The sequence below is a fragment of the Streptomyces sp. BRA346 genome (assembly GCF_052851135.1).
In genome coordinates, this window is record NZ_JAIWIH010000014.1 from 1 (window position 1) to 13,721 (window position 13,721).

At 69.9% G+C, this 13,721-nt stretch carries 5 protein-coding genes, 1 tRNA gene and 1 rRNA gene; 6 read left to right on the forward strand and 1 reads right to left on the reverse strand.

Annotation, left to right across the window (positions count from 1 at the left end; all coding sequences use genetic code 11):
• The 3 genes from rrf to LCH29_RS18760 all read left to right on the forward strand — a co-directional run.
• Window positions 1-97: ribosomal RNA gene (gene rrf / locus LCH29_RS18750) — 5S ribosomal RNA — on the forward strand; the annotation flags it as partial.
• Between the two features lie 96 nt (window positions 98-193).
• Window positions 194-901, forward strand: coding sequence for a DegT/DnrJ/EryC1/StrS family aminotransferase (locus tag LCH29_RS18755; RefSeq protein WP_446462964.1), 708 nt, complete (start codon window positions 194-196; stop codon window positions 899-901).
• A 64-nt stretch (window positions 902-965) separates the two neighbouring features.
• Window positions 966-1,038: transfer RNA gene (locus tag LCH29_RS18760), tRNA-Thr, on the forward strand.
• 115 nt (window positions 1,039-1,153) lie between these two features.
• Here the strand turns inward: LCH29_RS18760 and LCH29_RS18765 are convergent.
• Window positions 1,154-3,781, reverse strand: a complete 2,628-nt coding sequence (locus LCH29_RS18765) for a SpoIIE family protein phosphatase (protein ID WP_446462965.1) — start codon at window positions 3,779-3,781, stop codon at window positions 1,154-1,156.
• Window positions 3,782-4,031: 250 nt separating this feature from the next.
• Between LCH29_RS18765 and LCH29_RS18770 the strand changes: the two genes are divergently transcribed.
• The 3 genes from LCH29_RS18770 (at window position 4,032) to LCH29_RS18780 (ending at window position 13,579) form a co-directional block, all read left to right on the forward strand.
• On the forward strand, window positions 4,032-9,587 hold the full coding sequence (locus tag LCH29_RS18770; protein ID WP_446462883.1) for a HAMP domain-containing protein: 5,556 nt from the start codon (window positions 4,032-4,034) through the stop codon (window positions 9,585-9,587).
• A gap of 297 nt (window positions 9,588-9,884) precedes the next feature.
• The gene (locus tag LCH29_RS18775) at window positions 9,885-10,559 is read left to right on the forward strand and encodes a response regulator (protein ID WP_009714629.1); all 675 of its coding nucleotides are present in this window, start codon (window positions 9,885-9,887) and stop codon (window positions 10,557-10,559) included.
• Between the two features lie 170 nt (window positions 10,560-10,729).
• Entirely contained in the window at window positions 10,730-13,579 is a 2,850-nt protein-coding gene (locus LCH29_RS18780) for a DNA translocase FtsK (RefSeq protein ID WP_446462884.1), read from the forward strand.
• The last annotated feature ends 142 nt before the right edge of the window (window positions 13,580-13,721 follow it).

Consider the following 13,721-nt stretch of genomic DNA (forward strand, 5'->3'; position numbering starts at 1 on the left):
GGAAACGCCCGGTTACATTCCGAACCCGGAAGCTAAGCCTTTCAGCGCCGATGGTACTGCAGGGGGGACCCTGTGGGAGAGTAGGACGCCGCCGAACAAATATTGGAGAGAGGCCTGTCGGAACTTCGGTTCCCGACAGGCCTCTCTTTTTGTTGTGTTGCGAGCCACTCGGTGTTCATGTTGCGTGGGCAACATGCCGTTCATGGGGACTCCAACGGATGAGCTGTGGCGTGAGTTGACCCGGTCGGGAGTACGGCCGGGCGACGAGGTGATCGTGCCGTCCTACGGCACACCCGAAGCGGCGGAGGCGGTGCTCCTCGCCGGCGCGCGGCCGGTGTTCGTGGACATCGACGCGCACACTTTCTGCATAAGCCCGGACGCGGTGGCCGAGGCGCTGACGCCCCGCACCGCGGCCATCGTGGCCATACACACCTTCGGACACCCGGCCGACATGGCCCGGCTCACCGAGCTGGGACAGCGGTACGGCGTGCTCGTGATCGGACACGGCGCCGTGTGCGAGCCGGTCGGCGAGATCCTGCGTCGACAGGCCAATGCGGCCTATCTGAACGGAAAGCTGCGCGGGGTCGTCACCCCCGCGTCCAAGCCCGGCATGGAACACACGTATCAGCAGTACGTCGTGAGGGTGCCGGGCAACGGACGCCCGGACCGGGACGCATTCGCCCGTACGCTGCGTTCTCGCGGCGTCGTGTGCCACGTACCGATTCAGACCCCGGCGCACCGCACAGCGCGCTTCAGGCGCGATCTGTGGCTCGCGGAGACGGAGCGCGCGGCCGACGAATGCCTCGCTCTCCCCGTCGATCCCGCCATGTCCCGGCGGGAGTTGCAGCGCGTGGTCTCCGCCTGCAACGCATTGGGAGGCCTGTTGCAGTCAGCGGCCTGAGCGGTTGACGGGGCGGGTGGTCGAGAGCACTCTCGAATTCGGGTATGATCTATCCCGTTGCCGCGCCCCAATAGCTCAGTCGGCAGAGCGTCTCCATGGTAAGGAGAAGGTCTACGGTTCGATTCCGTATTGGGGCTCTCCTGCGAAAGGCCCCCGCCAACCGGCGGGGGCCTTCGTCATGTCGAGTCATGTTGAGCCATGTTGAAAGGGGCCGAGGACGCCGGGGCACCATCGGTGCCCCGGCCCTGGCGGTCAGGCGTCCTGCGGCTCGGGGACGCGCATTGCGAGGATCGCCATGTCGTCGGACGGCGGTTCGGCCGCGAACCGCTCGACCGCGCGCAGCACCCGGGCGGCCACCGCTCCCGCGGTGAGTCCGGTGCAGGTGGTGAGGACGTCGACCAGGCCGTCGTCGCCGAGCATCCTGGTGCCCTCGCGGCGCTCGGTGACCCCGTCGGTGACGCACAGCAGGACGTCGCCGGGGTCGAGCGTCACCGTCTGCTCGTACAGCTCCAGATCGTCCATGACGCCGAGCAGGGGCTGCGGCTCGGCGGCCGCCTCGACGGAGCCGTCCTGGCGCAGCCGGAGCGGCAGCGGGTGGCCTGCGCAGACGACCTTGAGCACCGCGCCGCCGTCCTGCTGCGGCCACAGCTCCCCGTAGAGGAGCGTGAGGAAGCGGCTGCGGGCGCCCTCGTCGAGGATCGCCGCGTTGAGCCGCTCCAGGACCGCCGGGCCGCCGAAGCCCTCGCGGGCGAGCAAGCGCAGCGCGTGCCGGGCGAGACCGGTGACCGCGGCGGCCTCCGGCCCGGTGCCGCAGACGTCGCCGATGGCGAACCCGTACGCGCCGTCGCGGATCGGGAAGAGGTCGTAGAAGTCACCGCCGACCTCGTTGCCCTCACCGGCGGCGCGGTAGATGACCTCGACCTCGACTCCGGGGACCTCCGGCTGCTCGGGCGGCAGCAGGCTGCGCTGGAGGGACTGGCTGATGGCGGTGCGCTCCGAGTAGAGCCGCGCGTTGTCGAGCGCGAGCGCGGCCCGGCGGGAGAGGTCCTCGGCCAGCTCCAGGTTCTCCTGGCGGAAGTGCTCGTCGGTGGGCTTGCCGAGGGTGAGCATGCCGATGACGCGGTTACGGGCCACCAGCGGCAGGACGACCGTCTCGCCGCCGACGGCGGACGCGGTCGCGAGCGAGGCGCCCGGGCCCGAGGAGGGCCGGGCGGAGTCGCCGAGGCTCAGGCTGCGCAGCGAAGTGCGCAGCGCGGCCGCGTGAGCCGCCTCGTAGGGGCCGGTCCAGCCGCGGGCACCGCCGGTGGGCACCTGCTCCGGTGGGTCGATCTTGGTGAGCAGGGCCTTGAGGCCGTCGATCCGGTCCTCGTCCTCATGCAGGACGTACGACAGCTCGGGGTCGGACGCCTGGTCGGCGACCGTATAGACGGCGCACCAGCTGGCCAGGGTGGGCACCGTCATCTGTGCCATGAGGGCCAGTGTCTGGTCGCGGTCGAGGGTGCCCGCGAGGAGATCGGACGCCTCCACGAGGAACGACAGGGAGCCGCGGCGCAGCCGCTCCAGCTCGGTGAGGCGGGCGCGCTCGACAGCGAGCGCGATGCGGTCGGCGGCGAACTGGAGCCGCAGCGCCTCCTCGTTGCTGTAGCGGCCGGGGGCCTCGGCGGCGACGCCGAGCGAGCCGGTGAGGCGGCCCTCGACCTTGAGGGGGACGGTGACGACCGAGCGCATACCGGTGTTGACCAGCAGGGGCACCGCGCCGGGGACGGCGGACAGGTCCTCGTGGACGGCGGGCATCCGCGCCGACCCGTAGCGCCCGGTGCCCGCTTCGACGGGGACGCGGGCGAAGCGCTGCCGGGCGGACGGCAGCCCGGTGGAGGCGCGCACCTCCAGCTCGGTCTCGTCGTCGGTGGCGAGCAGCAGATAGGCGGCGTCCCCGTCGAGCATGTCGCGAGCGCGTTCGACGGTGCGCTGGAGGAGTCCGTCGAGGTCGTCGGGGGCGGGGGAGCCGATGAAGACCTCGAAGGCGTCGCTGGCCGGGCCGCGCTCGGAGGAGTCGGAGGTGTCGGCCGCGGCGCCGCGCATCGGGCTCTGCAAGACGGCGCGCTCACGGTCGCGGACCAGTAGACAGACGGTGGAGGGGGCGCCGTCGGCATCGCGGATGCGCAGGTGGGAGGCGTAGACGGGGGAGACGCGGCCGTCGGCGCCGCGGATGCCGTACGAGCCCTCCCAGCGGGAGAGCTGGAGCGCCTCGGCGACGCCGGTGCTGGTGCCGGGGGTGTGCGGCCAGGCGGCGAGGTCGGTCAGGGGCTTGCCGACGATCTGTTCCGGGCTGTAGCCGAACAGTTCCTGAGCGTCGTCGTTCCAGGCGCTGATGAGGCCGTCGCTGTCGACCTGGACGACCCCGACGTGGACCCGGGCGTCGGCGATCGGCAGGGCGCTGGAGGGCAGCGCGGGCCCGGCGGCCCGCGTGCCGGCCGGCCGCTCGGGGAAGTCGAGCTGGAACCAGACCTGCTTGTGGGTGGCCGTGTACTCGACACCCCAGCGGGCGGCGAGTGCGGCGCACAGTAGCAGACCGCGGCCGCCCTCGCGATCAGGGCTTCCGAAGTGGTGACCGCCGTTGCTCTGGAGCGGAACTTCTCGTTCGGGGTAGCGGTCGGCGACCTCGACGCGGACGCCGGTGTCCGCGCGGATGCACACGACGTCGGCGGTGGTGCCCGCGTGCACCACCGCGTTGGTGACGAGTTCGCTGGTGAGGACGACCGCGTCGTCCACGATGTCGGTGAGGCCCCAGCCCTGGAGCGTGTCCCGGACAAAGGTGCGGGCGGCGGCGACCGAGCGTCCCACCGGCTCGAAGGTGGCGGCTGCCCGCGCGGTGATCACAGGTCTCCTCATATGTGTCTCGGCGAACTGCTCACCCATGTCGCAGCGCCCCTCCGATGCCTGGCCGGATGCCAGGTTACTTACCTCAACCGCCCCCGCGAATGCCGGTCCGCCGTGATTCCACCCGGAGGGGGCTGGCGCCGGTATGCGATGCTGCCGAACTGTTATGGCCTGGTTGGGCCATGGTGAAACACTGGGCAAGCTGGAAGAAGAACCCGACGAGGACGGTCAACCCTGCGGGAGGGACACGGTGGAGTCTGGCGCAGCGGCGCGGGGCACGAATACGCGCGCGAAAGGCGGACGGTCCCGGAGCAATGGGACGACCGAAGTGGATACGGCGGCCCTGAACCGGCTGCTGACCGCGATGACGGCGATGCGGGACGGCAACTTCCGCAAGCGGCTGACGGTCTCGGGCGAGGGCGTCATGTCCGAGATCGCCGCGGTCTTCAACGAGGTCGCGGAGCGGAATCTCCAGCTCACGGGCGAGCTGACCCGGGTGCGGCGGGTGGTCGGCCGTGAGGGAAAGCTCACGGAGCGGCTGGAGACCGGGGCCTGTGAGGGTCAGTGGGCGGCGGCTATTGACGCGTCCAACGCCTTGGTGGACGATCTTGTGCGGCCGGTGTCCGAGGTGGGCCGGGTGCTGTCCGCGGTCGCCGAGGGCGACCTGGAGCAGCGCATGGACCTGCGGGCACAGGGTGCCGACGGGTCGGCGCATCCGCTGCGCGGTGAGTTCCTCAAGGTGGGGCGCACCGTCAATGGGCTGGTGGATCAACTCTCGGCGTTCACCGACGAGGTGACGAGAGTCGCCAGTGAGGTCGGCACCGAGGGCAAGCTGGGCGGTCAGGCCCGGGTGCGCGGCATGTCGGGTTCGTGGAAGGACCTCACGGAGTCCGTCAACACGATGGCGTCCCGGCTCACCGCCCAGGTGCGGGACATCGCCCTGGTGACGACGGCGGTGGCCAAGGGTGATCTGTCCCGGAAGGTCACGGTTCACGTGTCCGGGGAGATGCTCGAGCTGAAGGAAACCGTCAACACGATGGTGGACCAGCTCTCCTCGTTCGCCGCCGAGGTGACCCGGGTCGCGCGTGAGGTGGGCACCGAGGGTGAACTGGGCGGCCAGGCGAAGGTGCCGGGCGTCGCGGGCGTCTGGAAGGACCTGACGGACTCCGTCAACCTCATGGCCGGGAACCTCACCGCCCAGGTGCGCGGGATCGCCCAGGTCACGACGGCGGTCGCCAACGGCGATCTGTCGCAGAAGGTGACGGTGAGCGCACGCGGCGAGGTCGCGCAGCTCGCCGACACGATCAACACGATGACGGAGACGCTGCGCACCTTCGCGGACGAGGTCACGCGGGTGGCCAGCGAGGTCGGCGCCGAGGGGCTGCTCGGCGGTCAGGCGCAGGTGCCGGGTGCGGCGGGTACGTGGAAGGACCTGACGGATTCGGTGAACACCGCGTTCCGCAACCTGACGGCCCAGGTGCGGGACATCGCGCAGGTGACGACCGCGGTGGCGAACGGTGACTTGTCGCAGAAGGTCACCGTGGACGTGGCCGGCGAGATGCTGGAGCTGAAGAACACCGTCAACACGATGGTGGACCAGCTTCAGTCCTTCGGTGCCGAGGTGACCCGGGTGGCCCGGGAGATCGGTGTCGAGGGTGAGCTGGGCGGTCAGGCGCAGGTGCCGGGTGCGGCGGGTACGTGGAAGGACCTGACGGATTCGGTGAACACCGCCTTCCGCAACCTCACCGGACAGGTGCGCAACATCGCCCAGGTGACGACCGCGGTGGCGAACGGCGACCTGTCGCAGAAGGTCACCGTCGACGTCTCCGGCGAGATGCTCAAGCTGAAGAACACCGTGAACACCATGGTGGATCAGCTCTCCTCGTTCGCCGACCAGGTCACCCGCATGGCGCGGGACGTGGGCACCGAGGGCCGGCTGGGCGGCCAGGCCCGGGTGGACGGCGTCAGCGGCACCTGGAAGGACCTGACCGACTCCGTCAACTCGATGGCGGGGAACCTGACCTCGCAGGTGCGCGGTATCGCCCAGGTGACCACGGCGGTCGCCCGGGGCGACCTGTCGCAGAAGATCGAGGTGGACGCGCGCGGCGAGATCCTGGAGCTGAAGAACACCATCAACACGATGGTCGACCAGCTGTCCGACTTCGCCGAGCAGGTGACCCGGGTCGCCCGCGAAGTGGGTACGGACGGCCGGCTGGGCGGTCAGGCGCAGGTGCCCGGCGTCGCGGGCGTCTGGCGCGACCTGACCGACTCGGTGAACGGCATGGCGGGCAACCTGACCGCCCAGGTCCGTAACATCGCGCAGGTCGCCACGGCGGTCGCGCGCGGTGACCTGTCGCAGAAGATCGACGTCGACGCCCGGGGCGAGATCCTGGAGCTGAAGAACACCCTGAACACGATGGTCGACCAGCTGTCGTCCTTCGCGGAGGAGGTCACCCGGGTCGCCCGCGAGGTGGGCACCGAGGGCCAGTTGGGCGGTCAGGCCGAGGTGCAGGGGGTCTCCGGCACCTGGAAGGACCTGACCCAGTCCGTCAACGGCATGGCCAACAACCTGACGTCCCAGGTGCGTTCCATCGCCGAGGTGACGACGGCGGTCGCCAAGGGCGACCTGTCGAAGAAGATCACGGTCGATGCCAAGGGCGAGATCCTGGAGCTCGTCACCACCGTGAACACCATGGTGGACCAGCTGTCGTCGTTCGCCGAGCAGGTCACCCGGGTGGCCCGTGAGGTGGGCACGGAAGGCCAGTTGGGCGGTCAGGCGCGGGTGCCGGGCGTGACCGGCATCTGGAAGGACCTCAGCAACAACGTGAACCTGATGGCCAATAACCTGACCATCCAGGTGCGCAACATCTCGCAGGTCTCGGCCGCGGTCGCCAACGGCGATCTGACCAAGAAGGTCACGGTCGAGGCGCGCGGCGAGGTCGCGGCGCTGGCCGACACCGTCAACACGATGGTGACGACGCTGTCCTCGTTCGCGGACGAGGTCACCCGCGTGGCGCGCGAGGTGGGCACGGACGGCATCCTGGGCGGCCAGGCACGGGTGCCGGGCGTGTCGGGGACGTGGAAGGACCTCACCGAGTCCGTGAACTCGATGGCGTCCAACCTGACCGGACAGGTGCGCAACATCGCGATGGTCACCACGGCGATCGCCCAGGGTGACCTGACCAAGAAGATCGACATCGAGGCGCGGGGCGAGATCCTCGAACTCAAGACCACGATCAACACGATGGTGGACCAGCTGTCGTCCTTCGCCGACCAGGTGACCCGGGTGGCCCGTGAGGTGGGCACCGAGGGGCAGTTGGGCGGCCAGGCGCGGGTGCGGGACGTGGCCGGCACCTGGAAGGACCTCACCGAGTCGGTGAACGAGATGGCCGGGAACCTGACCCGTCAGGTGCGCGCCATCGCCGAGGTCGCGACCGCGGTGACCCGCGGCGACCTCAACCTCAAGATCGACGTGGATGCCTCCGGTGAGATCCAGGTCCTCCAGGACCACATCAACACCATGATCGCGAACCTGCGCGAGACCACGCTCGCCAACAAGGAGCAGGACTGGCTGAAGGGCAACCTCGCCCGGATCTCCGGTCTGATGCAGGGGCGGCGCGACCTGGAGGACGTCGCCCGGCTGATCATGAGCGAGCTGACCCCGGTGGTCTCCGCCCAGCACGGCGCGTTCTTCCTGGCGGTCCCCGCCGGTGACGGCACCGAGGTGGTCGCGGACAGCACCGCCGAGGAGGGCTACGAGCTGCGCCTGATCGGCTCCTACGGCTACTCCATCGGCTCGATGCCCACGTCCTTCCGGCCGGGCGAGACGCTGATCGGCACGGTCGCCGAGGAGAAGCGCCCGATCCTGGTGGAGAACGTGCCGCCGGGCTACCTCAAGATCGCCTCGGGGCTCGGCGAGGCGGCCCCGGCCCATGTGATCGTGCTGCCGGTGCTCTTCGAGGGCCAGCTGCTCGGCGTGATCGAGCTGGCCTCGTTCCAGCCCTTCGCGCAGATCCAGAAGGACTTCCTCAACCAGATCGCCGAGATGATCGGCACCAGCGTCAACACCATCAGCGTCAACACCAAGACCGAGGTGCTGCTCAAGCAGTCCCAGGAGCTGACCGAGCAGCTGCGGGAGCGGTCGGCGGAGCTGGAGAACAGGCAGAAGGCGCTCCAGGCGTCCAACGCGGAGCTGGAGGAGAAGTCCGACCGGCTGGCCCGGCAGAACCGCGACATCGAGGTGAAGAACACCGAGATCGAGGAGGCCCGGCAGGTCCTGGAGGAGCGCGCCGAGCAGCTCGCGGTCTCGATGCGCTACAAGAGCGAGTTCCTGGCGAACATGTCGCACGAGCTGCGCACACCGCTCAACTCGCTGCTGATCCTCGCCAAGCTGCTCGCGGACAACGCCGAGGGCAATCTCTCGCCGAAGCAGGTGGAGTTCGCCGAGACGATCCACGGGGCCGGTTCGGACCTGCTCCAGCTGATCAACGACATCCTCGACCTGTCGAAGGTCGAGGCGGGCAAGATGGACGTCAGCCCGACGCGGATCGCGCTGGTCCAGCTCGTCGACTACGTGGAGGCCACGTTCCGGCCGCTGACCGCCGAGAAGGGCCTCGACTTCTCCGTCCGGGTCTCGCCGGAGCTTCCGGCGACGCTGCACACCGACGAGCAGCGGCTGCTCCAGGTGCTCCGCAACCTGCTGTCCAATGCGGTGAAGTTCACCGACGGCGGCGCCGTGGAACTGGTCATCCGCCCGGCCGGGGTGGACGTGCCGAACGCCATCCGGGAACAGCTGCTGGAACACGGCGCGTTGCGCGACCCCGAGGCCGACATGATCGCCTTCTCGGTCACCGACACCGGTATCGGCATCGCCGCGAGCAAGATGCGAGTGATCTTCGAGGCGTTCAAGCAGGCCGACGGGACCACCAGCAGGAAGTACGGCGGCACCGGCCTCGGCCTGTCCATCAGCCGGGAGATCGCCCGGCTGCTCGGCGGTGAGATCCACGCGGCCAGTGAGCCGGGCCGCGGCTCGACCTTCACGCTGTACCTGCCGCTGTACCCCAGCGAGCTGCCCCCGCAGGGCTACCCGCAGCTCACACCGGGCAGCGCGGGCCCGCCGGCGCTGGAGCCGTACGACCCGGCCGAGGGCGCGGAGGACGACGAGTCCGGGGCCGCGGCGGAGCGGGAGCCCGAGCACGACGTCACCGCCGACGCCACGGCGCAGCGGACCCGCGGGGCCGCCGGGCTCTTCCGGCGGCGTCAGCGGACCGAGCAGGAGCCGTCACAGGCTCCCGAACCGCAGACGGCCGCCCCGGAGGAGGCCCGCCGGAACGGCGGCAGGTCCGGCACCGGCAGCCGGCAGCCGCAGGCCTCCGAGCCGTGGATGCTGGGCGGTCAGGATCTGGTGGCCCCGGAGCCGACGGGCGGCTTCCACGGTGAGAAGGTGCTCATCGTCGACGACGACATCCGTAACGTCTTCGCGCTCACCAGCGTGCTGGAACAGCACGGGCTCCAGGTGCTCTACGCCGAGAACGGGCGGGAGGGCATCGAAGTCCTGGAGCAGCACGACGATGTGGTACTCGTCCTGATGGACATCATGATGCCGGAGATGGACGGTTACGCCACGACGGCGGCGATCCGCAGGATGCCGCAGTTCGCCGGGCTGCCCATCATCGCGCTCACCGCGAAGGCGATGAAGGGCGACCGGGAGAAGAGCATCGAGGCGGGCGCGTCGGACTATGTCACCAAGCCCGTCGACACCGATCATCTCCTTACGGTGATGGAGCAGTGGATGTCGGATGAGTGACCAGGTGAAAGGCAGGGGAGTGTCCGATGGGACACCGGACGCCATCGTGGTGTTGACTGACTGTCGCCGAACACGTGTGGGAACGCGGGAATCGGGGAACCTTCTGGTCTCCCACCGCGTTTCTGCTACGTGCACAGTGACATCGCGGTGACAGGGTGTGGCGAACAGCGGGGTGCGGCTACCATGACCGGCACAAGGACGGGCGACGCAAGGGAGTCGTCCCCTGGGGCGGCGCCCGGTGCTTCCCCCAGCGCTTCGAGCTGGGGAGACCCCAAGCCGGGACGAGGAGGACGGGGCATGGTGCAGAAGGCCAAGATCCTCCTGGTCGATGACCGGCCGGAGAATCTGCTGGCGCTGGAGGCCATTCTCTCCGCGCTCGATCAGACCCTGGTGCGGGCATCGTCAGGGGAGGAAGCGCTCAAGGCGCTGCTGACGGACGACTTCGCGGTGATCCTGCTGGATGTCCAGATGCCGGGCATGGACGGGTTCGAGACCGCGGCGCACATCAAGCGGCGGGAGCGGACCCGGGACATCCCGATCATCTTCCTCACCGCGATCAACCACGGCCCGCACCACACCTTCCGGGGGTATGCGGCGGGCGCGGTCGACTACATCTCCAAACCCTTCGACCCCTGGGTGCTCAGAGCGAAGGTCTCGGTCTTCGTCGATCTGTACATGAAGAACTGCCAGCTGCGGGAGCAGGCCTCCCTGCTGCGGCTCCAGTTGGAGGGCGGCCAGCCGGCCGCCGGGGACAAGGAGTCGGCCGGGCTGCTGGCCGAGCTGTCCGCGCGGCTCGCCGCCGTGGAGGAGCAGGCCGAGGCGCTGTCCAAGCAGCTGGACGAGTCGGCGGACGCGGCGGCCGTGGCCACCGCGGCCCATCTGGAGCGCAAGCTCACCGGCCTGCGCCGCGCCCTGGACGCGCTGGAGCCCGGCGCGGGCAGCGGAGCCGGTCAGGTCCCCTCGCAGAACTGAGCGCCGCGCCGTCGCACCACCGCGTGACCACCCGACCGTTGACGTCCTGTCACCCTCCCTTCACCGTCCGGCCGGTGTTCCGCCCGGACGCGACACGGGTGTGACCTCGGTGGCGCCGGATACCCATGCCATACGTGCTCCGTACGGCGGACGCGGGTAATCTCGCCCCCATGGCCTCTCGTACGTCCGGCAAGGGTTCCCAGAGCACGGCGGGCACCTCGAAGAAGCGCGCCGGGCAGTCCGGAGGCGCTGTGAAGAAGGCGCCCGCGAAGAAGGCGGCGGCCAAGAAGGCGCCCGCCAAGAAGGCAGCCGCGCCCGCGAAGAAGGCGGCCCCGAAGAAGAAGGCGGCCGCCAAGGCAGCCCCTCCGCCGCCCGCGCCCTACGCGACCAGCGGTGTGTACCGCGCCGCGCGCGCCGTCTGGATGGGTCTCGCGCGCGCCGTCGCGGCGATGTTCCGTTCCATAGGGCGCGGCGCGAAGGGGCTCGACCCGGCCCATCGCAAGGACGGCAGCGCACTGCTGTTGCTCGCGCTGGCCCTGATCGTCGCGGCCGGGACGTGGTCCAGCCTCCAGGGGCCGGTGGGCGATCTGGTCGAGATGCTCGTCACCGGCGCCTTCGGCCGCCTGGACCTGGTGGTGCCGATACTCCTGGGCGCCATCGCCGGGCGGCTGTTCCTCCACCCCGAACGCCCCGAGGCCAACGGGCGGATCGTGATCGGCCTGTCCGCGTTGGTGATCGGCGTCCTCGGGCAGGTCCACATCGCCTGCGGCGCCCCCGGACGCGGCCAGGGCGACGCGGCGATCCAGGACGCGGGCGGGCTGATCGGCTGGGCGGTCTCCCGGCCGTTGATCTACGCCATGGGCGATGTGCTGGCCGTACCGCTGCTGGTGCTGCTCACCGTCTTCGGGCTGCTGGTCGTCACCGCGACACCGGTCGCCGCGATTCCGCAGCGGCTGCGGGCGCTCGGCGTCCGGCTAGGCCTGGTGCGGGACGAGGAGGGGGCGTACGACCACGAGGGCGACGCCGCCGGGGAGTACGCCGACGAATGGCGTGAGAAGCCCGCCAGGCGGCCTCGCAGGACCTCGCTGGAGAAAGAGTCCGCGGACGGCGCGAGCGACCCCGAGCAGGCCGAGGAGGAGGCGCTGCGCAAGCGCCGCAGGTCGCGTCGGCAGTCGTCCGTCCAGCCGCCGCTGGACCGCCCCATGGACGCCGTGGACGTGGCGGCCGCCGCGGCCGCCTCGCTGGACGGCGCGGTGCTGCACGGCGTCCAGCCCTCACCGCTCGTCGCCGGGCTCAGCAGCGGCATCTCGGGCGAGCAGGACGACCACGACGGGGCATCCGGCACCGGCAGCGGGTCCGTCACGCACGACTCCGGCAACTCCGGTCAGGCCGCGCCGGGCACAGCGGCGCAGGGCAAGGGCAAGAAGGGCCGGGGGGACGATTCCGCCGCGCCGGAGCGGGCCGAGGTCCCCGACCGCACCCGGGCGTACACCGACCCGGGCGAACCGCTGCCGCCGCGTGCCGAGCAGCTCCAGCTCTCCGGCGACATCACCTACGCGCTGCCCTCGTTCGACCTCCTGGAGCGCGGCGGCCCCGGCAAGACCCGCAGCGCCGCCAACGACGCGGTGGTGGAGTCGCTGTCGAAGGTGTTCTCGGAGTTCAAGGTGGACGCCGCGGTCACCGGCTTCACCCGCGGACCGACGGTCACCCGCTACGAAGTGGAGCTGGGCCCGGCCGTCAAGGTCGAGCGGATCACGGCGCTGACCAAGAACATCGCGTACGCCGTCGCCAGCCCCGATGTGCGGATCATCAGCCCGATCCCCGGCAAGTCGGCGGTCGGCATCGAAATCCCCAACAGCGACCGCGAGATGGTCAACCTGGGGGACGTGCTGCGCTCGGCCGACTCGGTGGGCGAGACGCACCCGATGGTCGTCGGGCTCGGCAAGGACGTCGAGGGCGGCTACGTGGCGCACAACCTGGCCACGATGCCGCATGTGCTGGTGGCGGGCGCGACCGGTTCCGGAAAGTCGTCGTGCATCAACTGCCTGATCACTTCGGTCATGGTGCGCGCCACCCCGGACGACGTGCGCATGGTGCTGGTCGACCCCAAGCGCGTGGAGCTGACCGCGTACGAGGGCATTCCGCATCTGATCACACCGATCATCACCAACCCCAAGCGCGCGGCCGAGGCCCTGCAATGGGTCGTCCGCGAAATGGATCTCCGCTACGACGACCTCGCCGCGTTCGGCTTCCGCCACATCGACGACTTCAACGACGCGGTGCGCACCGGAAAGGTGAAGCAGCCCGAGGGCAGCGAGCGGGAGCTCAAGCCGTATCCGTATCTGCTGGTGATCGTCGACGAGCTGGCGGACCTGATGATGGTCGCGCCGCGGGACGTCGAGGACTCGATCGTGCGGATCACGCAGCTGGCCCGGGCGGCGGGCATCCACCTGGTGCTGGCCACCCAGCGGCCGTCCGTGGACGTCGTCACCGGTCTGATCAAGGCGAACGTGCCCTCGCGGCTCGCCTTCGCCACCTCCTCGCTGGCCGACAGCCGGGTCATCCTGGACCAGCCCGGCGCCGAGAAGCTGATCGGCAAGGGCGACGGGCTGTTCCTGCCGATGGGCGCGAACAAGCCGGTCCGGATGCAGGGCGCGTTCGTGACCGAGGCCGAGGTGCAGGCGATCGTCGCGCACTGCAAGGAGCAGATGGCGCCGGTCTTCCGGGACGACGTCACGGTCGGGACGTCGAAGAAGAAGGAGATCGACGAGGAGATCGGCGATGATCTCGATCTGCTGTGCCAGGCCGCTGAGCTGGTGGTTTCCACGCAATTCGGGTCGACGTCGATGCTCCAGCGCAAGCTGCGGGTGGGCTTCGCCAAGGCGGGCCGGCTGATGGATCTCATGGAGTCGCGCGGGGTGGTCGGGCCGAGCGAGGGCTCCAAGGCGCGCGATGTGCTCGTCAAGCCGGATGAATTGGATGGCGTGATCGCGGTGATCCGCGGTAAGGCTCACTCATAAGGGTATGGCGGGCAACCGTTTCCCCTGCCGAGACGTCAAGTTGAGGGAGGTGGCGGAGTGACGTCCCAGGATCTTGGTTACAGGTCAATCCCGATGGCGGACAAACTCCGTCCTCCCGCTTGCCCGACCCTTTCGTCCCACC

Excerpts from the sequence above, each read along its gene's own strand:
- LCH29_RS18755 (WP_446462964.1), top strand. The coding sequence starts at position 194 with ATGCCGTTCATGGGGACTCCAACGGATGAGCTGTGGCGTGAGTTGACC.
- LCH29_RS18775 (WP_009714629.1), top strand. The coding sequence starts at position 9,885 with ATGGTGCAGAAGGCCAAGATCCTCCTGGTCGATGACCGGCCGGAGAAT.
- LCH29_RS18780 (WP_446462884.1), top strand. The coding sequence starts at position 10,730 with ATGGCCTCTCGTACGTCCGGCAAGGGTTCCCAGAGCACGGCGGGCACC.